23 protein-coding genes are annotated in these 25,624 nt (G+C 61.5%); 8 read left to right on the top strand and 15 right to left on the bottom strand.

The annotated features are described in order from the left end of the window. Positions 1–72 precede the first annotated feature (72 nt). Together C4N04_RS03295 and C4N04_RS03300 are read right to left on the bottom strand one after the other, a co-directional pair. Positions 73–1,629: an amino acid permease gene (locus C4N04_RS03295; RefSeq protein ID WP_077993109.1), complete on the bottom strand. Its 1,557-nt coding sequence runs from the start codon at positions 1,627–1,629 to the stop codon at positions 73–75. Between the two features lie 119 nt (positions 1,630–1,748). After that, positions 1,749–2,519 carry an N-formylglutamate amidohydrolase gene (locus C4N04_RS03300; protein WP_077993070.1) on the bottom strand — a complete coding sequence of 257 codons (771 nt, stop codon included), beginning with the start codon at positions 2,517–2,519 and terminating at the stop codon, positions 1,749–1,751. A gap of 168 nt (positions 2,520–2,687) precedes the next feature. Here C4N04_RS03300 and C4N04_RS03305 point away from each other — a divergent pair, with 168 nt between their 5' ends. The 5 genes from C4N04_RS03305 to C4N04_RS03325 all read left to right on the top strand — a co-directional run bounded on the left by C4N04_RS03305 (position 2,688) and on the right by C4N04_RS03325 (position 7,675). Next, the gene (locus C4N04_RS03305; RefSeq protein WP_077993073.1) at positions 2,688–3,560 is read left to right on the top strand and encodes a MurR/RpiR family transcriptional regulator; all 873 of its coding nucleotides are present in this window, start codon (positions 2,688–2,690) and stop codon (positions 3,558–3,560) included. 187 nt (positions 3,561–3,747) lie between these two features. Beyond that, the gene (locus tag C4N04_RS03310) at positions 3,748–4,851 is read left to right on the top strand and encodes an ABC transporter substrate-binding protein (RefSeq protein ID WP_009995026.1); all 1,104 of its coding nucleotides are present in this window, start codon (positions 3,748–3,750) and stop codon (positions 4,849–4,851) included. A 71-nt stretch (positions 4,852–4,922) separates the two neighbouring features. Further along, entirely contained in the window at positions 4,923–5,816 is an 894-nt protein-coding gene (locus C4N04_RS03315) for an ABC transporter permease subunit (RefSeq protein WP_038690195.1), read from the top strand. Further along, the gene (locus C4N04_RS03320) at positions 5,813–6,601 is read left to right on the top strand and encodes an ABC transporter permease (protein ID WP_106795420.1); all 789 of its coding nucleotides are present in this window, start codon (positions 5,813–5,815) and stop codon (positions 6,599–6,601) included. The genes C4N04_RS03315 and C4N04_RS03320 overlap by 4 nt, the downstream gene beginning before the upstream one ends. Before the next feature lie 12 nt (positions 6,602–6,613). Beyond that, entirely contained in the window at positions 6,614–7,675 is a 1,062-nt protein-coding gene (locus tag C4N04_RS03325) for an ABC transporter ATP-binding protein (RefSeq protein ID WP_077993079.1), read from the top strand. A gap of 328 nt (positions 7,676–8,003) precedes the next feature. Here C4N04_RS03325 and C4N04_RS03335 read toward each other — a convergent pair whose 3' ends face one another. The 5 genes from C4N04_RS03335 to C4N04_RS03355 form a co-directional block, all read right to left on the bottom strand. Further along, positions 8,004–9,005 (bottom strand): ABC transporter ATP-binding protein, encoded by a 1,002-nt coding sequence (locus C4N04_RS03335; RefSeq protein ID WP_077991932.1) that lies wholly within the window; start codon positions 9,003–9,005, stop codon positions 8,004–8,006. Positions 9,006–9,015: 10 nt separating this feature from the next. Next, complete coding sequence (locus C4N04_RS03340; RefSeq protein ID WP_106795421.1) at positions 9,016–10,074, bottom strand: Gfo/Idh/MocA family oxidoreductase; 1,059 nt, start codon at positions 10,072–10,074, stop codon at positions 9,016–9,018. Next, on the bottom strand, positions 10,071–10,910 hold the full coding sequence (locus C4N04_RS03345) for a carbohydrate ABC transporter permease (RefSeq protein WP_096770409.1): 840 nt from the start codon (positions 10,908–10,910) through the stop codon (positions 10,071–10,073). The genes C4N04_RS03340 and C4N04_RS03345 overlap by 4 nt, the downstream gene beginning before the upstream one ends. Before the next feature lie 9 nt (positions 10,911–10,919). Then, on the bottom strand, positions 10,920–11,867 hold the full coding sequence (locus C4N04_RS03350) for a sugar ABC transporter permease (RefSeq protein WP_096770408.1): 948 nt from the start codon (positions 11,865–11,867) through the stop codon (positions 10,920–10,922). Positions 11,868–12,087: 220 nt separating this feature from the next. After that, complete coding sequence (locus C4N04_RS03355; protein ID WP_096770407.1) at positions 12,088–13,344, bottom strand: ABC transporter substrate-binding protein; 1,257 nt, start codon at positions 13,342–13,344, stop codon at positions 12,088–12,090. 529 nt (positions 13,345–13,873) lie between these two features. On the opposite strand from C4N04_RS03355, the gene C4N04_RS03360 reads away from it, so the two are divergent. Further along, complete coding sequence (locus tag C4N04_RS03360) at positions 13,874–14,758, top strand: N-acetylglucosamine kinase (RefSeq protein WP_106795422.1); 885 nt, start codon at positions 13,874–13,876, stop codon at positions 14,756–14,758. Continuing rightward, entirely contained in the window at positions 14,755–15,519 is a 765-nt protein-coding gene (locus C4N04_RS03365; protein ID WP_038690214.1) for a GntR family transcriptional regulator, read from the top strand. The genes C4N04_RS03360 and C4N04_RS03365 overlap by 4 nt, the downstream gene beginning before the upstream one ends. A gap of 2 nt (positions 15,520–15,521) precedes the next feature. Here the strand turns inward: C4N04_RS03365 and C4N04_RS03370 are convergent, their stop codons facing one another. The 3 genes from C4N04_RS03370 to metH all read right to left on the bottom strand — a co-directional run bounded on the left by C4N04_RS03370 (position 15,522) and on the right by metH (position 20,124). Further along, positions 15,522–15,923: a type II toxin-antitoxin system VapC family toxin gene (locus tag C4N04_RS03370; RefSeq protein WP_096770405.1), complete on the bottom strand. Its 402-nt coding sequence runs from the start codon at positions 15,921–15,923 to the stop codon at positions 15,522–15,524. Next, a complete protein-coding gene (locus C4N04_RS03375; protein ID WP_038690218.1) occupies positions 15,920–16,153 on the bottom strand; it encodes a type II toxin-antitoxin system prevent-host-death family antitoxin in 234 nt (77 codons plus the stop codon). Before C4N04_RS03375 ends, C4N04_RS03370 begins: the two co-directional genes overlap by 4 nt. A gap of 197 nt (positions 16,154–16,350) precedes the next feature. Continuing rightward, positions 16,351–20,124, bottom strand: coding sequence for a methionine synthase (gene metH, locus C4N04_RS03380; RefSeq protein WP_106795528.1), 3,774 nt, complete (start codon positions 20,122–20,124; stop codon positions 16,351–16,353). Between the two features lie 275 nt (positions 20,125–20,399). On the opposite strand from metH, the gene C4N04_RS03385 reads away from it, so the two are divergent. Next, on the top strand, positions 20,400–21,659 hold the full coding sequence (locus C4N04_RS03385; RefSeq protein ID WP_106795423.1) for an AGE family epimerase/isomerase: 1,260 nt from the start codon (positions 20,400–20,402) through the stop codon (positions 21,657–21,659). A gap of 40 nt (positions 21,660–21,699) precedes the next feature. On the opposite strand, the gene C4N04_RS03390 is transcribed toward C4N04_RS03385, so the two are convergent. From C4N04_RS03390 to C4N04_RS03410, 5 genes are all read right to left on the bottom strand, one after another. Beyond that, positions 21,700–22,194, bottom strand: a complete 495-nt coding sequence (locus C4N04_RS03390) for a heme-degrading domain-containing protein (protein WP_096763362.1) — start codon at positions 22,192–22,194, stop codon at positions 21,700–21,702. Between the two features lie 88 nt (positions 22,195–22,282). Continuing rightward, positions 22,283–22,894, bottom strand: a complete 612-nt coding sequence (locus tag C4N04_RS03395; RefSeq protein ID WP_009995954.1) for a flavin reductase family protein — start codon at positions 22,892–22,894, stop codon at positions 22,283–22,285. A gap of 3 nt (positions 22,895–22,897) precedes the next feature. Further along, entirely contained in the window at positions 22,898–23,641 is a 744-nt protein-coding gene (locus C4N04_RS03400) for an aspartate/glutamate racemase family protein (RefSeq protein WP_106795424.1), read from the bottom strand. A gap of 1 nt (position 23,642) precedes the next feature. Next, the gene (locus tag C4N04_RS03405; RefSeq protein ID WP_106795425.1) at positions 23,643–24,464 is read right to left on the bottom strand and encodes an ABC transporter permease; all 822 of its coding nucleotides are present in this window, start codon (positions 24,462–24,464) and stop codon (positions 23,643–23,645) included. Position 24,465: 1 nt separating this feature from the next. Continuing rightward, positions 24,466–25,374 (bottom strand): ABC transporter permease, encoded by a 909-nt coding sequence (locus C4N04_RS03410; RefSeq protein ID WP_039621093.1) that lies wholly within the window; start codon positions 25,372–25,374, stop codon positions 24,466–24,468. Positions 25,375–25,624 lie beyond the last annotated feature (250 nt).

A 25,624-nucleotide genomic window follows, 5' to 3' on the forward strand; every position in this document is an offset into this window, starting at 1 on the left:
CCCGATGCCATTTCGTTGCCCGGTGGCTGGGCCGCCGAGGCGGCCCAGCCATTCAGAGGGAAGCTTCGATGCTTAGCGTTCGCCGCTTTCGCCGACGGCCGCTTCCGCCGCCGCGATTTCGGCCTGGCGCTTTGCCACTTCGGCGCCGATCGGCGGCCCCTTGAAGCGGCGGCTCTCGAAGCCGAACCAGACGATCCCGGTGACCACGAGGAAGCCGACGGTGATATAGAGCGCCCATTCGTTCGGCGGCTGAATGCCGAGAATGAAGATCAGGATCATCGCGATGATCGTCAGCACCGCAAACAACTTGAAGACGCCCTCGCCGAGGTTCCACGGGCCCATCTTGTCCCATTTCGACGTACCCCAGGCGAATAGGCCGAGAGTGATCGGAATCGCGAAGGAGAAGAACAGGAAGATGACCGTGCACGAGACGACGATCGTATAGACCGGCGTTTCACCGATCGTGACGAGCGAAGAGCCCCAGACGAACAGCACCGACAGGATCGAGCCGGTCCAAATCGCAGCAACCGGCGTGCGGTACTGCGGGCTGACCTTCGACAGCGCCTTAGACGCCGGCAGGCCGCCGTCACGCGAGAAGGCGAAGATCATGCGGGAGACCGAAGTGACGGTGGCAAGGCCGCACAGCCACTGGCTGATGAAGATCGCGAGATAGAGGAGGTCCTTGACAACAGGGTTGACCTGGCTGTCCATCGCCCAGAAGAACACGTTCCAGCCCTGTTTTGCCGCGTCGTCCATGTTCGGCAGCATCAGCACGAAGGCGCACAGCATGATGTAGCCGAAAAGCGCCGACCAGAGCACCGAGGCGACCATGCCGCGCGGCACCGACTCGGCGGCCTTGACCGTCTCTTCCGACGTATGTGCCGAAGCGTCGTAACCGGTGATGGTGTAGATCGGCAGCAGCAGGCCGAGAAGGAAGACCCAGGCGCCCGAATTGGAGGGCCAGACGTTGCCGCCGGCTTCACCGGAATAGTTGGCGAAGGTGAAGAGACGGCTGATCTCGTAGGAGGGCGCCGCGATGAGGCAGACGGCCGCCAGAGCGATCGACGTCGCGAAGATGAGATAACCCGAAAAGTCGGTCAGCTTCGCGGTCAATCCGATGCCCATATGGTTCACCAGCGCCTGCGCGCCGGTGATGATCACCAGGAAGATGATGCGCACCGTCGTCGAATCGGTCAGCCCGAGATAGCTGGTGCCGAACGACCCCATGAAGAAATAATAGGTGCCGACATTGATGGCGCCGAGCACGGTGACGAGGCCGAGCAGGTTGAACCATGCGGTCAGCCAGCCGGTGAAGCGGTTGCCGAGGATCGAGCCCCAGTGATAAAGGCCGCCGGCCGTCGGATAGGCCGAGCTGATCTGCGCCATGGCGACGGCGAAGACGAGCGAGATGAAGCATCCCACTGGCCAGCCGATGCCGATGGCCGCTCCGCCGGCACCGGAGGTCGCCTGCGCCAGCGAATTGATGCCGCCGGAGAGAATGCAGATGATGGAAAATGAGACGGCGAAGTTCGAGAACGAGCTCATGCGTCGTTCGAGTTCCTGGGCATAGCCCATGGAATGCAGGATGTGCACATCCTGCTTCTTGTCCAGTTCGGAATAATCCGACATGACTTCCCCCTGTTCACGATCGGCCGCGGGATTGCGGCCCGGTTCAGTGCCAATTGCCCGCGGCATTTGCGCCGTGCGGACGTTCGCAGTTAGACTGCTCCCTCGGGTCTTCTTTTTTATCAGGCATCCAGGCTTTGCTGGAGCAGCCCTTTTAGATAGTCGGCCATGACCCCTTGGCCGACATCGTCTGCGATGAGGTCGTTGCGGACCTCGATCATTACATTGCGCAAGCCGTTCGAAAGCCCGTGCAGGATCAGCGTGTGGGTCACGCCATCCTCGGGTCCGTAAGGCTGGTTGCGTTCCGTCCTGTAAAGCGGCGCCTCGGCCGCAGTCTTCAGCATCAGGTCAGCAAGGCGGCTGTCCTCATCGTGCAATATGCCGAGCTCGACCGCGCGATCGCGACCGTGATAGACCGGTGTGAAGCTGTGGATCGTCACGATGACGCTGTCCTGCCCCCTCGCCCGCCGATCGCGGATCAGCCCGCGAACGGCGTCGTGAAAGGGCACGTAGAGCGCGTCGGTGCGCGCAAGCCGTTCTTCGGCAGTCAGATCCTTGTTGCCGGGAATGGCATAGATCTCGCTTCTCTCAGGCATGGCCCCAGGCGAGTTCGGCGGCCGGTTGCAATCGTAGATGAGCCGGGAGAAACGCTGGTAGACGAGCGTCGCATCGAGCCCCTGCGATATGCCGCGGGCGACTGAAAGCGCCCCTGGATCCCAGGCAATATGGCTCGCGAGTGCTTCGCCTGGCAGGCCAAGATCGCCGAAATGGACGGGAAGCGTGTTCGAAGCATGCTCACAGACGAGCAGCACCGGGCTCCGGCCGCCGGCGCGTTCGATCCCGACGCAATCGCCGTCGGCTTCACTGAGGATTTTCGGCCGGGCCAGCACCAAAGGCACCACTCCTTAACAAATTCCTTATAGAAAAGAATTCTTCAGGTTCCGACGAGTGTCAAGCATTCCCTGAAAATTTCTTTTCATGACAGTAGTTGACATGGATTGTGACAGCGTTGTTAACTTCGATTGGGAAAATGGCGCCAGACCATCCCGGGGAGCAATCAAGTGACAGTTGCGTCGAAGACGGTTTCGGACGTCATACACTCGCATTTCGGGCTGTTGACGCGTGCTGAAAAGCAATTGGCCGAAAGCCTTCTCGACAATTATCCGGTTTCCGGCCTCGGCAGCATCACCACGATCGCCGAGAATGCCGGGGTCTCGACGCCGACCGTCGTGCGCATGGTGCAGAAGCTCGGTTTCAAGGGCTATCCGGACTTTCAGGCGCATCTGCATCTGGAGGTCGAGGCGACAATATCGAACCCGATCGCTAAGCACGATCGCTGGGCGCAGAACGCGCCGGGCACCCATATTCTCAACCGTTTCGCCGATGCCATCATGGGCAATCTGCGACAGACGCTGACCGATCTCGACACTGCGACCTTCGACAGCGTCGCTTCGCTGCTTTCCGACCGCAAGCGCGGCCTCTATTTCGTCGGCGGCCGCATCACCGGTGCGCTTGCCGAATATTTCTTCACCCATATGCAGGTCATCCGGCCGGCGACGACGCTGCTGTCAGCGAATTCCAGCAGTTGGCCGCAATATGTCCTCAACATGAACGCCGGCGACATTCTGATCATCTTCGACATCCGCCGCTACGAGCAGGAGATGGTGAGCCTCGCCACCGCCGCCCGAAAACGTGGCGCCGAAATCGTCGTCTTCACCGATCAATGGGGTTCACCCGCCGCCAAACTTGCCCGCCACGCCTTCCGCGTCCGGATCGAAGCGCCCTCGGCCTGGGATTCCTCCGTCGTCACTCTTTTCATCGTCGAGGCGCTGATCGAGGCCGTTCAGAACTCCACCTGGGATGAGACGAAGGAACGCATGAAGACACTGGAGGGCTTGTTCGAGCAGAGCAAACTCTTCCGCAAACCGGGTTAGGAGGACACGACCAAGGGAGGAAAAACAATGGCGGATTTTGCGGAAACAGACCGCGCTGTCGCAAATGAAACATCTGTCACAAGCGCCTGCTATTCATGCAAAACCACCGTCATGCAGCCGTCACACAAGCTTCATGTAAGCTCATTAACAGCATCGCCAGACACTGAAAACCCGAAGGAGAACAACAGTGATCTCTAACATTTCTCGACTGCTGTCGCTTTCTACTGCGATCATCGTGGCTTCGACCGCGATTGCCGCAGCTGAACCGAGCGCAGAACTTATCGCCGCTGCCAAGAAGGAAGGCACGCTGACCACGATCGCTCTTCCGCACAGCTGGTGCGGCTATGGCGACGTTATCGCCGGCTTCAAGGCCAAGTACGGTATCGAAGTCAACGAGTTGAATCCGGACGCAAGCTCGGGCGACGAAATCGAAGCTATCAAGGCCAATAAGGGCAACACCGGCCCGCAGGCCCCCGATGTCATCGACGTCGGCCTCTCCTTCGGCCCGTCCGCCAAGAAAGACGGCCTGATCCAGCCTTACAAGGTTTCTACCTGGGATTCGATCCCGGATAGTGCCAAGGATGCCGAAGGCTACTGGTACGGCGACTATTACGGCGTTCTCGCGTTCCTTGTAAACAAGGACCTCGTCAAGGAATCGCCGGCCGACTGGCCAGATCTGAAGAAGAGCGATTATGCAAACAGCGTCGCGCTCGCAGGCGATCCGCGCAGCGCCAACCAGGCTGTTCAGGGCGTTTATGCAGCTGGCCTCTCCGCATCCGGCGGTGACGCGGCCAAGGCGGGCGAAGAGGGTCTGAAGTTCTTCGCCGAGCTCAACAAGAACGGCAATTTCGTACCTGTCGTCGGCAAGGCTGCGCCCTTCGCACAGGGCTCCACGCCGATCATCATCGCCTGGGACTACAATGCGATGTCCTGGGGTGAAAGCCTGAAGGGCAATCCTCCGTTCGAAGTCGTCGTTCCGAAGACGGGCGTCGTCGCCGGCGTTTACGTCCAGGCAATCTCCGCCTTCGCTCCGCACCCGAATGCTGCCAAGCTCTGGATGGAATATCTCTATTCCGACGAAGGTCAGCTCGGTTGGCTGAAGGGCTATTGCCACCCGATCCGCTTCAACGATCTTGCCAAGAATAACAAGATCCCGAAGGAACTGCTCGACAAGCTGCCGCCGGCAGCAGCCTATGAAAAGGCTGTCTTCCCGACGCTCGAAGAGCAGGCCGCCGGCAAGGAAACCATCACCAAGAACTGGGATAGCGTCGTCGGCGCCAACGTTAAGTAAAATCCGATCCGGCCTCCCCGCCCTTAAAGGCGGGGAGGTTTTCTCACTCCGATGCCCAGGATGAGCTTTTCATGAGTACCGTTTCAACGCCGATGGTGAGCAGCGCCCCCTTGATCAACAAAGACCGCGTGATCGACTGGCTGGGCATTACACCCTTCATCATTTTTTCTCTGCTGTTCCTGATCATCCCCACGCTCTATCTCGTGGTGGGCGCATTCCTGACGCCCGAGGGCGATTTCACGCTGAAGAATATCGGCGATCTTTTTACTCCATCGATCATGAGCGCCTACTGGATCAGCATCAAGGTCTCGGTGGCGTCCGCTCTCGGCGGCGCGCTGATCGGCTTCTTCCTCGCCTGGGCCGTCGTGCTCGGCGGCCTGCCCGCCTCGGTGCGCTCGACGCTGCTGACCTTTTCCGGCGTCGCCTCGAATTTCGCCGGCGTGCCGCTCGCCTTCGCCTTCCTGGCAACGCTCGGCCGCACCGGCCTCGTGACGGTGTTCCTCAGAGAATGGTTCGGCTTCAACCTCTACGGCACCGGCTTCAACCTGCTGTCCTTCTTCGGCCTCACCCTCACTTATATGTATTTCCAGATCCCGTTGATGGTGCTGATCCTGACGCCCGCGCTCGACGGCATGAAGAAGGAATGGCGCGAAGCCTCTGAGATTCTCGGCGCCACCAACCGCCAATATTGGACGATGGTTGCCCTCCCGATCCTCTGGCCGAGCCTGCTCGGCACGACGTTGCTGCTCTTTGCCAATGCTTTCGGCGCCATCGCCACCGCCTTTGCGCTGACCGGCAGCTCGCTGAACATCGTGCCGATCCTGCTCTACGCGCAGATCCGCGGCGATGTTCTGCACAATGCCAATCTTGGTTACGCTATCGCGCTCGGCATGATCGTCATAACAGGCGTCTCCAACGTCCTTTACCTCATGCTGCGCATGCGCGCCGAACGGTGGCAGAAATGAAAGCTCAACGGTTCGGCGCCTGGATCGCCATCATTCTCGGCGCTTCCTATTTCATCATTCCGCTGATCGGCACGATCGAGTTTTCGCTGCGCATGCGCCGCGGCGAATACAGCTTAGATGCCTATCAGTCGGTCTTTTCGGACGCTCAGTTCCGCGAGACTTTCGGCTACTCCATGCTGATGGCGCTTCTGACCATTATCTTCGGCATGCTGCTCGTCGTGCCGACGGCCTATTGGGTGCGACTGCGCCTGCCGCAGATGCGCCCGGTCGTCGAATTCATCACGCTGCTGCCGCTGGTCATTCCGGCGATCGTCATCGTCTTCGGCTACCTCAGAATGTACAACTCTTCGTCCTACCTGCCCTTGACGGGTTCGACGACCGGCACCAACGCCCTGCTGGTCTTCTCCTATATCACGCTGTCGCTGCCCTACATGTACCGCGCCGTCGATACCGCCATGCGCGCCATCGACGTCCGCACGCTGACGGAGGCGGCCGAAAGCCTCGGCGCCCGCTGGACGACGATCATGTTCCGCTGCATCTTCCCGAATGTCATGAGCGGCGTGCTCTCTGGCGCCTTCATCACGCTGGCGATCGTCATGGGCGAGTTCACCTTCGCCGCCCTGCTCAACCGCCCGGCATTCGGCCCCTACCTGCAGCTCGTCGGCGCCAACAAAGCCTATGAGCCTTCGGCGCTCGCCGTCATCGCCTTCTCGATCACCTGGCTCAGCATGGGCCTGCTCAATCTCGTTTCCCGTTTCGGCAAAGCCCGCCCGACAAAGGCTTAAGGTATCCGGCTCATGTCTTTTCTCACACTGAACAACCTCCAGAAATCCTTCGGCCCGGTCCAGGTGGTCCAGAATTTCAACATGAACATTGAGAAGGGCGAATTCATCTCCTTCCTCGGGCCGTCGGGCTGCGGCAAGACGACCGTGCTGCGCATGATCGCCGGCTTCGAAACGCCGACCGGCGGCACGCTGACTATCAACGGCAAGGACCAGAGTGCGCTGAAGCCGAACCAGCGCAATATCGGCATGGTCTTCCAGGCCTATGCGCTATTCCCCAACATGTCCGTACGCGACAACGTCGCCTTCGGCCTCAAGGTCGCTGGCGCCCCGAAGCCGGAAATCGACGCCCGCGTCAAGGAAATGCTCGGCCTGATCAAGCTCGATCACCTGGCCGACCGCTATCCCTACCAGCTGTCAGGCGGCCAGCAGCAGCGCGTCGCACTTGCCCGCGCGCTAGCTGTCAAGCCGCAGGTGCTGCTGCTCGACGAGCCGCTGTCGGCCCTCGACGCCAAGATCCGCGTGTCGCTGCGCGAGGAGATCCGCCAGATCCAGCAACAGCTCGGCATCACCACGGTTTTCGTCACCCACGATCAGGAAGAGGCGCTGTCGATCTCCGATCGTATCGTCGTGATGAACGCCGGCAAGGCCGACCAGATCGGATCGCCCTTCGAGATCTACAACAAGCCGGCAACGCGCTTCGTCGCCTCTTTCGTCGGCACGCTGAACCTTATCGAGGCCCAGGTCGTTGATCCCGACGCTAACCTCATCCAGATCGGCGATCAGAAGATCACACTGAAGCAGTCGGTCGCAGCCCACAAGGCCGGCGAAACCATCTCGCTGGCGCTGCGCCCGGAAGCGGGCTCGCTCTCCGACACCGCCAGAAGCGATACGGCGCTGACTGGCCAGGTCGTCTCGGCCCACTTCCTCGGCTCGGTCATCCGCACCCGCATGAATGTCGGCGGCAACGTCATCTCCTTCGACATGTTCAACAGCCCCGGCGTCACCCCGCCGCAGGCCGGCGAAACGGTGACGCTGCGCTTCATGGCGGCTGATCTGCTGGTCATCCGCGACTGAGTTCACCGATCCCGTTCATGCAAGAGGCGCCGCAAAAGGGGCGCCTTTTTATCAAGACGACACGGCAAACGGCAACCGTCCACTCACTTGATCCGACCGTGGAAAAGGGAGACCACGGCGCTGCCACACGTCTCTTCTCCCCGGCGGGGAGAAGGTGCCCAGGCGGTTGAGGGGGAGAGCGGCGAAGCCGCGAATGCACGGAGCGTGAGCGAAGGGCAATGAATGGTGTGCCGTCCGGCCCCCTCATCTGACCCTTCGGGCCCCCGACCGGGGTTGAGCCACGCGTCTCAACCCGTCCTTCGGACCCCCACTGGGGAGAAGAAGAAACTCAGCGGATCGCCCGATCGTCCGCATCGAAACGATGCACGCGCGCCTGGTCCGGGGTGGCATAGACGATTTCGTCGGGCTCGTACTGGTGCTCGCCGAAGAGGCGCGCCGTCAGCAGGCCGAACTGGTCGGATTCCAGATAGATGATCGTGTCGGCGCCGAGATGCTCGACATGCACGACCTTCGCCGCCCAGGTCCCCTGCTCGCGTGACAGCGTCATGTGTTCAGGACGCACGCCGATCGTCTTGGCGCTGTGGTCGCCGACCTTCTCGCCCGCGATGAAATTCATCTGCGGCGAGCCGATAAATCCGGCGACGAAGACGTTGGCCGGCCGGTTGTAAAGCTCCATCGGCGAACCGATCTGCTCGATCGTGCCGGCGTTCAACACCACGATCTTGTCGGCCAGCGTCATCGCCTCGACCTGGTCGTGGGTGACGTAGATCATCGTCGCCTTCAGGCTGCGGTGCAGCCGGGCGATTTCGAGGCGGGTCTGGACGCGCAACGCGGCGTCGAGGTTCGACAACGGCTCGTCGAACAGGAAGAGTTCCGGCTCGCGCACGATGGCGCGGCCGATCGCAACGCGCTGGCGCTGGCCGCCGGAGAGTTCCGCCGGCCGGCGCGCCAGATAGGGCGCCAGCGACAGCATGCCGGAGGCCTTGCTGACGCGCTTGTCGATCTCGCCCTTGGCCGTACCGGCCTGCTTGAGGCCGAGGCCCATATTGTCCTTGACCGTCAGATGCGGATAGAGGGCATAGGACTGGAACACCATGGCGATGCCGCGCTTGGCCGGCGGCGTCAGCGTCTCGTCGCGGCCGTTGATGACGACGGCGCCCGAGGTGACGTCCTCCAGACCCGCAATGCTGCGGAGAAGTGTCGACTTCCCGCAGCCCGACGGGCCAACGAAGATGACGAATTCGCCGTCCTTGACCTCGAGGTCGATGCCCTTCAGCACCTCATGCGTGCCATAGGTCTTGCGGATGGATTTGAGTTGAAGCGATCCCACTGGTTTTCCCTTACAATCTGACCGGCTGACCGGTGCGCACGCTCTCGTCGGCGGCAAGGCAGATGCGCAGCGACGCCACCGCATCCGCCATATGGCGATCGAGGTTCAGATCCTCGCGGATCGCCCTCAGCATGAAGGCCTGTTCCAGGTCGCAGAGCGCCTGATGATCGGGCTCGCCCGTCATCCTCATGTCCTGGTCGGGGCGGATGAATTTGCCGTCCGGACCGGTCTCGGCCGTATGCAGACGGATCACCGAAGTCTTGGTGTGCATGTCGATATCGTCGGACTTGGCGTTCGGATCCATGACGATCGACACCGCCCCCTTCGGCGACATCACGTCCTTCACGAAGAAGGCCGTCTCCGAAATCATCGGCCCCCAACCGGCCTCGTACCAGCCGACAGAACCGTCCTCGAAGAGCACCTGCAGCTGACCGTAATTGTACATGTCGGCGGCGATCTCATCGGAGAGGCGCAGCCCCATGCCGCGCACCTCGACCGCCCTGGCATCGGTGATCTGGCACATGACATCGACATAATGCACGCCGCAATCGACGATCGGCGAGGTCGTCTGCATCAGCGACTTGTGCGTCGCCCAGGTCGGGCCGCTGGACTGCTGGTTAAGGTTCATGCGGAAAACGTAAGGTGGGCCAAGCTTGCGGGCTTCCTCGATCAGCTTCATCCAGGACGGATGATGGCGGAGGATGTAGCCGATCACCAGCTTGCGCCCTGCCTTGGTCGCCGCAGCCACGACACGCTCGGCGTCGGCGACGGTGGTCGCCAGCGGCTTCTCGACGAAGACGTGACAGCCGGCCTCGAAGGCGGCGACGGCATAATCGGCATGGCTGTCGGAATAGGTATTGATGGAGCAGAGGTCCGGCTTCAGCGCGGCGAGCGCCGTCGTGAGGTCGGGATGGATCGTATAGGCCTGCAGCTCCGGCTCCAGCTTCGGCGTCGAGCGGTTGACGAGACCGACGATCTCAAAAGCTGGATTGTTGTGATAGGCGAGCGCATGGCTGCGGCCCATATTGCCGAGGCCGGCAACGACGACACGGATCGGTTTTTCGGTCACTTGACGGCTCCCGAGGTGATGCCGCGGATCAGCTGCCGCGAGAAGATGACGTAGAGGATCAGGATCGGCAGGATCGCCAGGGACAGCGCCGCCAGCACCGCATTCCAGTTGGTGACGAACTGGCCGATGAAGATCTGCGAGCCGAGCGTTACCGTCTTGGTGGCCTCGGAGGGTGCGAGAATCAGCGGGAACCAGAGGTCGTTCCAGATCGGGATCATCGTGAAGACTGCGACCGTCGCCATGGCAGGGCGCACCAGCGGCAGCACCAGGCGGAAGAAGATCGCGTATTCGGAAAGCCCGTCGATGCGACCGGCATTCTTCAGATCGTCCGAAACCGTGCGCATGAATTCCGACAGGATGAAGATCGCCAGCGGTATGCCCTGCGCGGTATAGACGAGGATCAGCGCCGTCAGCGTATTGACGAGGCCGGCCGCCACCATGCCCTGCAGGATTGCCACCGTACCGAGGCGGATCGGGATCATGATGCCAATCGCCATATAGAGCCCGAGCAGCGCATTGCCGCGGAAACGGTATTCCGACAGCGCGAAGGCCGCCATGGCGCCGAACAGCAGCACCAGCAGGATCGAGATAATTGTCACGATGAAGCTGTTCTGAAAATAGGTGGCAAAATCGCCCTGCCCCAGCACCGTCTGGTAGCCGACGAGGCTGAAGGTCGACGGCGTCGGGATCATCAGCGGCGCGCGGAAGATCGAGGCGCGATCCTTGAACGAGTTGACGATCGTCAGGAACACCGGAAACAGCGCGACCAGCGTATAGGCGCCGAGCGCCAGATGCACGAGGCCGGTGCGGATGGGAGATGTGCGTGCCGTGGACATGCGCGCTCCTCAGAACTGGTAGCGACGCATGCGCCGCTGGATGACGAAGAGATAAAGCGAGACGCCGGCGAGGATGATGAGGAACATCACGGTCGCGATCGTCGCGCCCATCGATCGGTCGCCGAGCTGCAGCTGGAAACCGAAGAAGGTGCGGTAGAGCAGCGTGCCGAGAATATCGGTCGACATGTCGGGCCCGGCGAGCGCCCCCTGCACGGTGTAGATCAGATCGAAGGCATTGAAATTGCCGACGAAGGTGAGGATCGAGATGATGCCGATCGCCGGCAGGATCAGCGGCAGTTTGATTTTCCAGAACTGCGCCCAGCCGGTGATGCCGTCGCATTCGGCCGCCTCGATCACCTCTTCGGGGATGCTCAGAAGCGCGGCATAGATCAGCATCATTGGAATGCCGATATACTGCCAGTTCGAGATCAGCGACACGGCGATCAGCGCCGAGCCGGGCTTGCCGAGCCAGGGCGCGAACAGGAATTTCAGCCCGACGAGATCGAGCATCCAGGGCGCCACGCCCCAGATCGGCGACAGGATCAGCTTCCAGATGAAGCCGACGATGACGAAGGAAAGCAGTGTCGGCAGGAATATCGCCGTGCGGTAGAAGGCGACGCCGCGCAGCTTCGGCACCGAAAGCAGGGCAGCAAGCGCAATGCCGATCGGGTTCTGCACGCACATATGGATGGCGAAGAAGATTAGGTTGTTGACGAGCGCATTCCAGAAATCACGCGCCCAGCGCGGATCTCCGAACAGCACCTTGAAATTCGCGAGCCCGACGAAGGCAGGCTGACCGTCGACCGTATTGTAGAGCGAAAGCCTGAGGGTTTCGATCAGCGGCAGCACCATGACGGCGGAATAAACGATCACCGCCGGCAGCATGAAGACGAAAATATGCCAGCGCACCGGGCGCTTGATCGGGACGATATCGATCGCGTTGTCGGTTTTGCTCATGGCTCTTGCCTGTTCTTGTCGACTGGCCGCAATCGTGCGGACGCAGATGGAAAATCTTGCGCCTCACCTGAACTCTCTTCCAACTGGGAAGAGAGGCAACGCCCTGCTGGGGATGCTATTTCGGGCTGAGAGGTCGCTGCGAGTCTCCTTCTCCCCGCAAGCGGGGAGAAGGTGGCCGGCAGGCCGGATGAGGGGCTGCAGAACGCCGCCCCTGATCACATCACTTGGCCGGCTTGTACCAGCTGTCGAGGCCCTTCTGGAGCTTTTCGGCAGCAACCTGCGGGGTATCGGTGCCGTTAATCACGTTGGCCGATTCGACCCAGGTCTCGTTTTCAAGGTTCGGCGTGCCACGCGACAGGATCTGATAGGTCGAGCGCATGGTCGACTTGTACGGGCCGCGCCAGGAGACGAATTCCTGAGCGAGTGGATCGGACATCTTGACCGGGGTGGAGTTCAGGCTGAAGAAGCCCGGCAATGCATTGGCATAGATATCGGCGAATTCGGGCGAAGCGACCCAGCTGAGGAATTTCTTGGCTTCCTCGGGATGCGTGCTCTTTGCGTTCAAGCCAACACCGATGTCGGGATGATCGGAGATGTAACCCTGGTCACCGGCCTTCGGAACCGGGGGCGGGAAGGCGCCCATCTTGAACTGCGCCTGACTGTTGAACAGCGAGATTTCCCAGGAACCGGCCGGATAGATCGCGGCGCGGCCGAGCGTGAAGAGGTTCTGGCTGTCCGAATAAGTCTGCGCTTCGAAGCCGTCGCCGAGATAGGGCTTCCACTTGGCAAGCTCTTCATATGGCTTGACCCATTCCGGATCGGTCAGCTTCTGCTTGCCTTCGATCAGCGCCTTGCGGCCGTCTTCGCCCTTCCAGTAGTTCGGACCAATGTTCTGATAGCCCATGGTCGCGGCTTCCCAGAGGTCCTTCGTGCCCATGGCGAGCGGAATGTAGGTGCCGTCGGCCTTGATCTTGTCGAGCGCTGCGTAGAATTCGTCCTGCGTCTTCGGCACGGAGATGCCGAGCTTGTCGAAGGCATCCTTGTTGTAGATGAAGCCGTGGATGACAGAAGCCATCGGCACGCAGAAGGTCGACTTGCCGTCGTCCGTCGTCCAGGCGGCCTTGGCGACTGGAGAGAAGTTCTCCATACCAGGCAGACTGGTGATATCGACAAGCTGCTTCTTGTTGAAGAGCTCGAGCGAGGTGAACGGACGGCAGGTTATGATGTCGCCTGCGGAACCGGCATCGAGCTTGGCATTCAGCGAGGCGTTATATTCGGTCGGCGCGGTCGGCGAGAAGACGACCTTGATGCCCGGGTTCTTCGCTTCGAAGGCCGGAATGATCTTTTCCTGCCAGATCTGCAAGTCGTCGTTACGCCAGCTTTCGAGCGTCAGCGTGACGTCGGCGGCATGCACGAGACCGGCCGACGTCAGCAGGCTGGAGGCAAGCAGCAAGCTTTTCAGAGCAGTGTTTTTCATTTCCCTCTCCTGTGTTTTGAGCGCCGCAAGGCGCTGTTTTCGATCTGAAACAAGCAGTTGGCGTGCTTGAGGAAACACCCAACGCCTCTTGGAGGGCCGCCAACACCTGCCGGCCCCGAAAGCTCGACGGACGCAAAGGCGGATCGCTTGCGGCCGGACTGTGCGCTGCCCCATCACCTGCATCGGGCGCGGCAAAATCGATCAGGAAAAGCCGAAGGATGCTGAACTTCGCCACCGGCCAGTCAGGCGGCGGATCGTTCTCGATCATCTTCGAAGCGGTTCCGGCTGGGCTTTGGTGCCGGTTTTCGTTGGCTTCGATGTGCTGTTCCCTTTTACCGAATTAAGGCCAAAAAAATACCAATTGTCCAGTCGATTTTAACTTTTCGCCCTGCAAAAATTCATTAAAAAATTTTAGCTAATAAAATCAATATGATAAAAAGACAAATTTTCTCCATCTTTCCTACTTGGTAAATGGTATTTTTTTGGTATTGTATAAAAAAACACGGGGAACGGCATAATCGGAGGGCCGATGACGGAGCTTGCAATCGGCATAGACGGCGGCGGAACGAGTTGCCGGGCCGCGGTCGCAGACAGAAACGGCAACATCATCGGCCGCGGCAAAGCAGGCCCGGCCAACATCCTGTCCGACCTGGAGAATTCCCTTCTCAACATCGTCGAATCCGCCCGGCAGGCGTTGCGCGACGCCGGGCTTGCCGATGAAACGATCTCGTCGGTTGCCTCAGTCGTTGGCGTCGCCGGCGCCAATGTCACGGATTACGGCGAGCGAATCGAAAAGGCCCTGCCCTTTGCCGAAGGCCGCGTCGTCACCGATGCGCTGATCGCCCTGCAGGGCGCGCTCGGCAACTCCGACGGCATCGTCGGCGCCTTCGGCACCGGCTCGGTCTACAATGCCCGTAGGAATGGCCGGCTGAACGGCATCGGCGGTTGGGGCTTCGTCGTCGGCGACCAGGCGAGCGGCGCTCGCCTCGGCCGCGATCTCATGGAACGATCACTGCTCGCCCATGACGGCGTGCGCCCGGCTTCTGCGATCACCGAAGCGCTGATGAGCGAATACGGCAACGATCCAGAACGCATCGTCGAATTCGCGCATTCGGCAAGACCGACGGATTTTGCTCGCTATGCGCCTGTTATCTTCGACCATGCGGCCAAGGGCGATACCGTCGCGGTTGGCATCGTCACGGATGCCGCAACGGCGATCGGCGAAAGCCTTGACGCACTGCTCTGGCCCGAATGTCCGTCGATCTGCCTGCTCGGCGGCCTTGCCGGAGCCTATGAGCCGTGGCTTTCCGAACGTTACAGATCGCGGCTTGCCAGCCCCAAGGGCGATGCCCTGCAGGGTGCGGTGGAACTCGCCGTCAAGCTTTTGAACGACCGGCAGAGAGGGGCGGCATGACCGACGATCTCGCTACCCTCCTGTCCCTGCAGCGCCTGCAGGCCGCCGGGACCGGCCCGCTCTACGTCAAACTCCGCCGCACGCTCGAAGAGGCCGTACGCTCCGGCACGCTTGGTCACGGCGATGCGCTGCCGCCGGAACGCGATATCGCCGAATTTGCCGCCGTCAGCCGTGTTACTGTGCGCAAGGCGATCGACGAACTCGTCGCCGACGGCCTTTTGGTGCGCCGCCACGGCTCCGGCACCTTCGTCGCCAAACCGGTTTCAAAGGTCGAGCAGCGCCTGTCGCAGCTCACCTCCTTCACCGAGGACATGGCGCGCCGCGGCATGACCTCCCGCTCCGAATGGCTGCACAAGGGTGTCCATACCCCCTCGCCCGACGAGATGATGATCCTCGGTCTCGGCACCGACGTGAAGGTGTCGCGCCTGTCGCGCCTGCGTATCGCGGACGATCAGCCGCTGGCGATCGAGAATGCCAGTGTCTCCGGCGAATTCCTGCCCGATCCGTCCGTCGTCACCAATTCGCTCTACGCCGAACTCGAACGCCTCCAGGTCCGCCCGGTGCGCGCCGTGCAGCGCATTTCGGCAACCAACATGAAGGAAGCCGACGCCCAGCTTCTCGGCGTCCCCGTCGGCGCCGCCGGCCTGTCGATCGAGCGCATTTCCTATCTCGGCTCCGGCCGCGCCGTGGAATTCACCCGCTCGCTCTATCGCGGCGACGCCTATGATTTTGTCGCCGAGCTGACGATCGGGGTGACCTGAGCCTACCAGAAGCGGGCGATCCAAAGCTGGTTTCCGGCGAGTTCGTCGAAGATCGCATCGGCGGAGATAATCGGTATCCCATTCTGCATGGCGGTCGCAGCAAGAAGCCGGTCGAACGGATCGCGATGCGTCCAGTCCATCATGGCTGCAGCCAGACAGATTTCCGGTGTCAGGCCCGCGGTAATGCCACCCTGCTCCTGCAGCAGTTCCGGCAGCCGGCCGATGAAAGGCTCCATCTCTGGCCATTTGCCGAGACGGACCTTCTGCCCGATTTCAAAAAGGGATATCGGGCTGACGAGAATAGTCTCCGCCTTTTCGATCAGAGCGACCGCCTTGGCCGAGAGCCGCTCGTCGCCGGTCAGCGACCATGCCCAGGCATGGGTGTCGAGCAGAAGCGAATTCACTCGATCCCTTCCCAGGCAGCAAGATCGTTTTCATCCATGGGCTCGAAAAAGTCCGGCCCATCTCCAGTAACCTGTCCCTTGAGCAGACCGATCTTGAAGGAAGATTGCGCAATCGGAATGATCTTCACCACCGGCTTGTGCCCCTTGGCGATCACCACTTCCTCACCGGAAAGGGCGGCGTCGATTAACTTCGACAGATTGGTCTTCGCGGCATGAATGGTAACCTGCATCGCAGCCCTCATTAGCTAACTTAGCTAATCATATCATCTCACCATGAATTCCGCCACCGAATTCGAAAAGCCAAAATGCGGATGATTGTTGAACCATTTCAAAATCATAAAGCCGGAAAGTGAATCACTTCCCGGCTTTCATTCATTGAATCAGTTCCTCAGCGCGCCGCCTCAAGCGGCTGCGAAGACTCGCCAAATCAGGCAGCGTCCTCGATGTCCTCGTCCGCCTTGCGCGGCACGTAGTTCAGCACCGGTCCGAGCCAGCGCTCGACTTCGGAAACCTCCATGCCCTTGCGCTTGGCATAGTCTTCCACCTGATCGCGCTCCACCTTGGCAACGCCGAAATAATAAGAGTCGGGGTGACCGATATAGAGACCGGAGACGGATGAACCGGGCCACATCGCATAGCTTTCCGTCAGCTTCACGCCTGCGGTATGTTCCGCATCGAGCAGCTTGAAGAGCGTCTTCTTCTCGGTGTGGTCGGGCTGAGCGGGATAGCCTGGCGCCGGACGGATGCCGGCATAGGCCTCGCCGATGAGATCCTCGTTGCTGAGGTGCTCATCCCTGGCATAGCCCCAATATTCGCGCCGCACCTGCTCGTGCATGCGCTCGGCGAAGGCTTCGGCAAAACGGTCGGCCAGCGCCTTGACCAGGATCGAGGAATAGTCGTCGTTCGCACGTTCGAAGCGTTCGGCGATGGCGATCTCCTCGATGCCCGCCGTCACCACGAAGCCGCCGACATAGTCCTCGACGCCGCTTGTGACAGGCGCGACAAAATCGGAGAGCGCCACATTCGCCCGTCCGTCCCGCTTCGAAAGCTGCTGGCGCAAGGTGTAGAAAGTCGCAAGTTCCTTGCTGCGGCTTTCATCGGTGAACAGGCGAATGTCGTCGCCGACGGCGCCGGCCGGCCAGAAGCCGATGACGGCGCGCGGCCGGAACCATTTCTCGTCGATGATCTTCTTCAGCATCGCCTGCGCATCGGCCCAAAGCGCCCGCGCTGCCTCGCCCTGCTTCTCGTCTTCGAGAATGGCAGGGAAACGGCCGCGCAACTCCCAGGTCTGGAAAAACGGCGTCCAGTCGATGTACTTCGCAAGGTCGGCCAGATCGTAATCCTCGAACACCCGCGTGCCGAAGAATTGCGGCTTCGTCGGCTGGTAGGCCGGCCAGTCGATCTTATGGGCATTCTCACGCGCCCGCGGCAATGGCAGCCGCACCTTCTCGGCTTCGCTACGCGCGTGGGCGGCCGCCACCTTGGCATATTCGGCTCTTGTATCGTCGACATAGCCCTGGCGCGTCTCCGGCGACAGCAGCGCCGAGACGACGCCGACGGCGCGGCTCGCATCGGTGACGTAGATCGCCTGGCCCTTGTTGTAGCCGGGGTGGATCTTCACCGCCGTATGCACGCGGCTGGTGGTCGCGCCGCCGATCAGCAGCGGGATCTCGAAACCCTGCCGCTCCATCTCGGCCGCGACATGCACCATCTCGTCGAGCGACGGCGTGATCAGGCCGGAAAGGCCGATGACATCGACCTTTTCGGCGATCGCCGTTTCGAGGATCTTCGTCGCCGGCACCATGACGCCGAGGTCGACGATTTCGTAATTGTTGCAGGCGAGCACGACGCCGACGATATTCTTGCCGATATCGTGCACGTCGCCCTTGACCGTCGCCATCAGGATCTTGCCCGCCGATTTCCGGTCGTCACCACCATTGAGGCGCTTTTCCTCTTCCATGTAAGGAAGCAGCACGGCGACCGCCTGCTTCATCACGCGCGCCGACTTGACCACCTGCGGCAGGAACATCTTGCCTGAGCCGAAGAGGTCGCCGACGACATTCATGCCGGCCATCAGCGGCCCTTCGATGACGTGCAGCGGCCGGGCGGCCTGCTGGCGGGCCTCCTCGGTATCGGCTTCGATATATTCGGTGATGCCATTGACCAGCGCGTGCTCGAGGCGCTTCTCGACGCTCCATTCACGCCAGGAGAGATCCTGCACTCGGCCTTCCCTGGCGCCGGCGCCACGGAAGCGCTCGGCCACTTCGAGCAGCCGCTCGGTGCCGTCGGGCCGGCGGTTCAGCACCACGTCCTCGCAGGCCTCGCGCAGTTCCGGATCGATATTGTCGTAGACGGCAAGCTGGCCGGCATTGACGATGCCCATGTCCATGCCCGCCTGGATGGCGTGGTAGAGGAACACGGCGTGCATCGCCTCGCGCACGGGCTCGTTGCCGCGGAACGAGAAGGACAGGTTCGAGACACCGCCGGAGATGTGGACGAGCGGCATGCGCTCGCGGATCGTCCGCGTCGCCTTGATGAAATCGACGCCGTAATTATTGTGCTCTTCGATGCCGGTCGCCACCGCGAAGATGTTCGGGTCGAAGATGATATCCTCGGGCGGGAAGCCGATCTTTTCGGTCAAAAGCTTGTAGGCGCGCGTGCAGATCTCGACCTTGCGCTCGTAATTGTCCGCCTGCCCCGTCTCATCGAAGGCCATGACAACGACGGCGGCGCCGTAATTGTGCAGCAGCCGCGCCTGGGCGAGGAAATTCTCCTCGCCTTCCTTCAGCGAGATCGAGTTGACGATCGCCTTGCCCTGCACCCGCTTCAGGCCGGCTTCGATGATCGAGAATTTCGAGCTATCGATCATCACGGGCACGCGGGCAATGTCGGGCTCGGCGGCGATCAGGTTCAAGAACTCGACCATCGCCTTTTCGGAATCGATCAGGCCCTCGTCCATGTTGATGTCGATCACCTGGGCGCCGTTCTCGACCTGGTCGCGCGCGACATCGAGCGCTGCCGTGTAATCGGCATTGGTGATCAGCTTGCGGAACTTCGCCGAGCCGGTGACGTTGGTGCGCTCGCCGACGTTCACGAAAGGGATGTCCTTGGTGAGCTCGAAGGGCTCGAGACCGGACAGCGACATGAAGGGGCGGTGCGCAGGAATCGGCCGCGGCTTGTACTTGGCAACGGTCTCGGCGATCGCCCGGATATGTTCCGGCGTCGAGCCGCAGCAGCCGCCGACGATATTGACCAGGCCTTCGCGGGCGAAGCTATCGATCTGCGCCGCCATCAGTTCCGGCGTCTCGTCATATTGGCCGAATTCGTTCGGCAGGCCCGCATTCGGATAGGCGCAGATGAAGGTGTCGGCGACACCCGAAAGCTCCTGCAGATGCGGGCGCATCGCATTGGCGCCGAGTGCGCAGTTGAGCCCGATCGTGAAGGGATTGGCGTGGCGCACCGAGTTCCAGAAGGCCGACGGCGTCTGGCCGGAGAGCGTGCGGCCGGAAAGGTCGGTGATCGTGCCGGAGATCATCACCGGCAGGCGCACGCCCTTGGCTTCGAAGCGCTCCTCGCAGGCAAAGATCGCCGCCTTGGCGTTCAGCGTGTCGAAGATCGTCTCGATCAGGATGATGTCGGCGCCGCCGTCGATCAGCCCGTCGATCTGCTCGCCATAGGCGGAACGCAGGTCATCGAAGGTGACGGCGCGGAAGCCGGGATTGTTGACGTCGGGCGAGATGGAGGCGGTGCGGTTGGTCGGCCCGATGGCGCCGGCGACGAAGCGGCGGCGGCCGTCCTCGCGCTCGGCGCGCAGAGCCGCGCGGCGGACGATCTCGGCGCCCTCCTTGTTGAGGTCGTAGACCGCATTTTCCATCGCATAATCGGCCTGGGCGATGCGGGTCGAGGAGAAGGTGTTGGTCTCGAGAATATCGGCGCCGGCCTTGGCGTAACGGTAATGGATCTCTTCGATCGCATCCGGCTGGGTCAGGATCAGAAGGTCGTTATTGCCTTTCTGATGGCAGGCGCAGCCGATGAAGCGGGTGCCGCGGAACTGGTCTTCGTCATAGCCGAGCCCCTGGATCTGCGTGCCCATGGCGCCGTCGAGGACGAGGATGCGTTCGCTGGCGGCTTTGCGCAGCGCTGCGAAAACTTCATTGCCGTCACGCTTGCCCGTTTCCGGACCAAAGAGGTTGTCAAACACGGGAGGCTCCTTGACGTCGTAAGACCAGACAGTCCAGATCACATAAAGATATCTTTATGTCAATATATGCCTGTCGATTTCGTGCTTTGCAAGTCTACAGCGCCGCGCGTTTTCAGACGCGCACAGGACGCTGTAGCATTTTGAATCTGCGTATCGTGCTTTGCGAAAATCGACTTCGATTTTTCGCGAAGCACGATACGCTGGCCAGATGACAGGCTTGAACGGCCTCTATATAGGCAATTGATACGCATTGCCCACGAAATCGGAGGAGTATCATGGCACCCGCAACCGGCAACGCCGCGCTTGGCAACTGGACGAGCCGCGCCTATCATCGCGCCTGGCTGCTCGACCAGGCAAACGGCCTCTTCGATTTCTTCCAGCACAATTCGGTCAATCCCAAAGGCGGCTTCTACGACCTCGACGATAGCGGCAAGCCGCTCGACGCCGAGGGGCAGATCCGCAGCATCCATATTGCGGCGCGCGCCGTGCATTGTTTTGCCATCGGCGCGCTGCTCGGCCGTCCGGGTGCTGCCGACCTCGTCGACCACGGCATGGACTATCTCTGGAACCATCACCGCGACCTAGAGAATGGCGGCTATTTCTGGTCGCTCGACAATAATGGTCCGGTCGACAGCAACAAGCAGGGCTACGGCCACGCCTTCGTGCTGCTCGCCGCCTCATCCGCCAAGACGATCGGCCATCCGCTGGCCGACGGCATGCTGGCCGACATCACCGAGATCCTCAACACCAGGTTCTGGGAACCGCGCCATGGGGCGATCGCCGAGGAATTCACCGCCGACTGGCAGCCGCTCGACGGCGGCACCTATCGCGGCCAGAATTCCAACATGCACCTGACCGAAGCACTGATGGCCGCCTTCGAAGCCACCGGCGACAAGGAATACCTCACCAAGGCCGAAAGCATCGCCGATCTCGTCATCCGCCGAGCGGCTGGATCGGTCGACTGGCGCGTCGCCGAACATTTCGATGCCGAGTGGAAGCTCGACAAGCAATATTATCATCCGAACGAAATGTTCCGCCCGGCCGGCACGACGCCCGGCCACTGGCTGGAATGGACCCGCCTCATCCTGCAGCTCTGGGCGCTCGGCGGCAAACGCATCGAATGGATGCCGGATGCGGCCAAGGCCCTGTTCGAGCAGTCGATGGCGCTCGGCTGGGACAGTGACAAGGGCGGCTTCTTCTATACGCTCGACTGGGACGACAAGCCTGCCAAGCGCAACAAGCTCTGGTGGCCGGCCTGCGAGGGCGCTGCCGCGGCGCACTTCCTCAACGAGCACCTGCCGAGCGACTACCACGAGGAATGCTACCGCAAGATCTGGAACGTCATCGAGCGCGCCTTCATCGACCACCGGAACGGCGGCTGTCACGAGGAACTGACGGAAGACCTCGTTCCCTCGCATTCGCTCTTCCCCGGCAAGGGCGACATCTACCACGCCCTGCAGGCCTGCCTCATCCCGCTCTTCCCGGCAACGGGCAGCCTGACCAAGGGCATCGCCGAGGCCGGCGGCCGGATCTGAGGACTGAGTATCTACGCGCCGGGCTGAGCGGGCCGCCCCGTCAAAGCGGCGCGAGCCGCAGCGTGTCCAGGTCCTTCGCCAGCATCAGCGCCAAGGCTTCGACCACGAGATTGTGGTCGTCGCGCTGCGGCAGGCCGGAGACGGTGACGGCGCCGATGCAGCCGGTGCCCTTGACGTTGATCGGGAAGCTGCCGCCATGCGGCGCGTAATCGTCACCGGAAAGACCGTTGTCCTCGACGGTCTTGCCGTCCTTTCTGAGCTTCAGGCCGGAGGCATAGCTGCTGCGGAAATAGCGCAGCACCATGTTGCGCTTGCGCCTGATCCAGTTGACGTTGTCGGGCGTGACACCGGGCAGCGCGGCATAGAAGACCGGCATCGAATGCAAAGTCACATCGATTGCGACCCCGAGGCCGCGCTCGGTGGCGAGTTCCTGCAGGAGTTTGCCGAGCTGCCATGCCGTCGTCAGGTCGAAGGCATCGAAGCTCAGCGCTTTTTCCTGCTCCGCGATCCGGTTGAGATCGTCGTCGAGTGTCATGATAAGGCGCTCCTCTGCCGCAATGATCCGTGCAGACCATTCTCGCCGGAGGCGAAAAAGTAAAGCAAAACTTGGACCTGCCCTGATGTCAGAGCTTCGGCGTCAGCATCTCGAAACGGTCGCGTGTTGTGGCGCAAGTATCGCCGCCGAGCCGCGCAATGGCGTCGATCGCGGCCGGATCGACATGCAGCCTTCGCGGATCGACGACACCGTCGCGGTAATGCGCATAGACGATCTCGCCCATGATGATCTGCCTGGAGCGGCCGAGTTCCAGCGTCACATGCCGCCGGCATTCGAAGGCGGCCGGCGCCTCGGCGATATAGGGTGAGGCCACCTTCTCGCCCGGCATCGCCGTCAATCCGGCTTGCTTCAGTTCGTCGACGCCGCGCGGATAGCGGGCGCCGCAGACATGCATGGCTTCGGCGATGGCGAAGGAGACGATGTTGACCGTAAAAACCTCGGTCATGCGGATATTGTGGCCGGTGTCCTTGAACGACATGTCGGCATTGTTCTCGACGCCGATCGCCAGGATAGGTGGATCGGCCGACAGGCAGTTGAAGAAGCTGAAGGGGGCGGCGTTGATCCGCCCATGTTCGTCGACCGTCGTCACCAGCGCGATCGGCCGCGGAATGATCGTGCCGATCATCAGCTTGTAACGCTCGCGCTCGGAAAGCTCTTTGAAGTCGAAGGAAACGGCCATGGCTCAGTCGAGCTTCCCGGCCGGCGCGAAGCCGCTCATCGCACCGGTGAAGGATTTCGGCAGCGGCGAGGCGTAGGAGCCGCGCTTGCTGGTGGAAAGCCCCAGCGAGACCAGCGCCTCGGCCTGCTTGACCGCGGCCGAGACACCATCGACGACGGGCACGCCGTACGTCTCCTGCAGTTGATGCGCCAGATCGGTCATGCCGGCGCAACCGAGCACGATCGCCTCGGCGCCGTCTTCTTCAAGCGCCCGCTCGATCTCCGCCCGGAGCTTGCCGATCGCGCCCGAGGCCGCGTTCTCCAACTCCAGCACCGGAATGTCGGAGGCGCGCACCTTGGCGCGCTCGCCCATGCCGTAGCGGCGCACCAGATTGTCGATCAGCACCCGCGACCGCTCCAGCGTCGTCACTACCGTGAAGCGTTGCGCCAGGAAACCCGCCGTCACCACGGCGGATTCGCAAAGCCCGAGGATCGGGACATCGGCGAAACTCCGCGCCGCTTCGAGCCCGGTATCGTCGAAGCAGGCGATGACAGCCGCGTCGTAGCCGGCCGACTGCCGCTCCGTCAGTTCGGAAAGCAGGCCTGGAATCGCCAACGCGCCGTCATAATGGCCCTCGATGGAAACCGGCCCCATGCGCGAAGTGGCGGCGATGATTTCCGTGCCGGACGCAGCCACCGCACGCGCCGCGGTCGCCGCCTTCTCGGTCATGGAAGCGGTGGTATTCGGATTAACGATGAGAATGCGCATGTCAGTTGATCTTTGCCTGCCGCCGGCTGAGCATGGTCATGATGCCGAGCGCGATGAGAATGATGGTGAAGGAAAACAGTGTCGTGACCGTGCCGAGCGCATAGAGCACCGGCGTCGTGACGTTTGTCGTCATGCCGTAGATTTCGAGCGGCAGCGTATTGTAAGTGCCCGACGTCATCAATGTGCGGGCGAATTCGTCATAGGACAGCGTGAAGCCGAACAGGCCGACGCCGATCAGGCTCGGCGCGATCATCGGCAGCACGACATGGCGGAAGTTCTGCCAGGAGGAGGCGCCGAGGTCGCGCGCCGCCTCCTCATAGGCCGGCGAGAAGCGGTTGAAGACGGCAAACATGATCAGCACGCCGAAGGGCAGTGTCCAGGTCAGATGCGCGCCGAAGGCCGAAGAATACCAGGCGGGCTTCAGCCCGCCCTCCTGGAAGACGACGCCGATACCGAGCGAAACGATGATCGACGGCACGACGAGGCTCGCGACCGTCGCATAGAACAGCACGGTCGAACCGCGGAAGCGGCGGCGGAAGGCAAGGCCGGCGAGCAGCGACACGACGACGGTCACCACCATCACCATCAGACCGAGGGTGAAGGAGCGCCGGAAGGAGGCGCCGAAATCGCCGACCGCCTGCTTCTCGAACAGGTTGAAGAACCAATGTGTGGAAACGCCGTTCATCGGGAAGGTCAGGCCGCCGTCCGGCCCCTGGAAGGACAGGATCAGGATCGCCGAGAGCGGGCCGTAGAGGAACAGCACGAAGACGACGAAGAAGAGCGCCAGCAGATAGAATTCGAGGCCGCGTTTTTCGTGGTTCATCTCAAAGCTCCTTGCGGATATCGACGACGCGCAGGATGGCCGCGACCATCAGCAAAACGACGGCAAGCAGCACGACCGCGTTGGCGGCAGCGGCCGGATATTGCAGCAGCGACATCTGGTTCTTCATCATCAGCGCCACCGAGGCGCTCTGGCCGCCGGACATTACCTGCACCGTCGAGAAATCGGCCATGACGAGGGTGACGACGAAGATCGTGCCGATCGCCATGCCGGGTTTGGCGAGCGGAATGACGACGTTCCACAGCACCTGCCAGCCGGAGGCGCCGGCATCACGGGCCGCCTCGAACAGCGATCGGTCGATGCGCATCAGGGTGTTGAAGATCGGCGTCACCATGAACAGCGTATAGAGATGGACCATGGCGAGCACGACGGCGAAATCGGAATAGAGCAGCCATTCGATCGGCTGCGGGATGACGCCCATTTCGATCAGCGTCGAATTGACCAGCCCGTTGCGCCCGAGCACCGGGATCCACGAGATCATACGGATGATGTTCGAGGTCATGAACGGCACGGTGCAGACGAGGAAGAGGATCATCTGCGTCGAGGTCTTGCGGATGTGAAAGGCCAGGAAATAGGCGACCCAGAACCCGATAACGAGCGTCAGCGCCCAGACTATGGCGGTGAATTTCAGAGTGTTGAGATAGGTCTTCCATGTGACCCATGAACCGAGCGTATCCGTGTAGTTCATGGTGAGGAAATCGGGATAGAGGCCGGCGAAATCATAATCCCAGAAGCTGACGACCGCGATCATCGCGATCGGCAGCAGGAAGAAGAAGCCGAGAATGGCGATCAGCGGCGTCGCCTGGAGATAGGAGATGGCGGAGGGGGAGAGGCGCAGCGCGCGGCGTGTAGGCTGCTTGCTGTCTTCCGTTACCGCTGCGATGGTCGCCATGATCCGCTTCTCCGTTCTCATTAAGTCAGGTGGGACAAGGGTGCGTGCAGCCCCCTCATCCGCCTGCCGGCACCTTTACCTGGGTCGAGCCACTGGTCTCGACCCGTCCTTCGGACCCCCTAGGGGAGAAGAGAAACGCGGCAGCGCCTCGGCCACCGCGAAGCATGTTTTTGAAGAGGGGTTTCAAAAAGACCCCTCCCCAACCCTCCCCACAAGGGGGAGGGAGTTTTTTGCCGCGCCCTCGCCGGAC

The organism is Rhizobium sp. H4, from assembly GCF_003013335.1.
GTDB classification, from domain to species: Bacteria; Pseudomonadota; Alphaproteobacteria; order Rhizobiales; family Rhizobiaceae; genus Rhizobium; species Rhizobium sophoriradicis.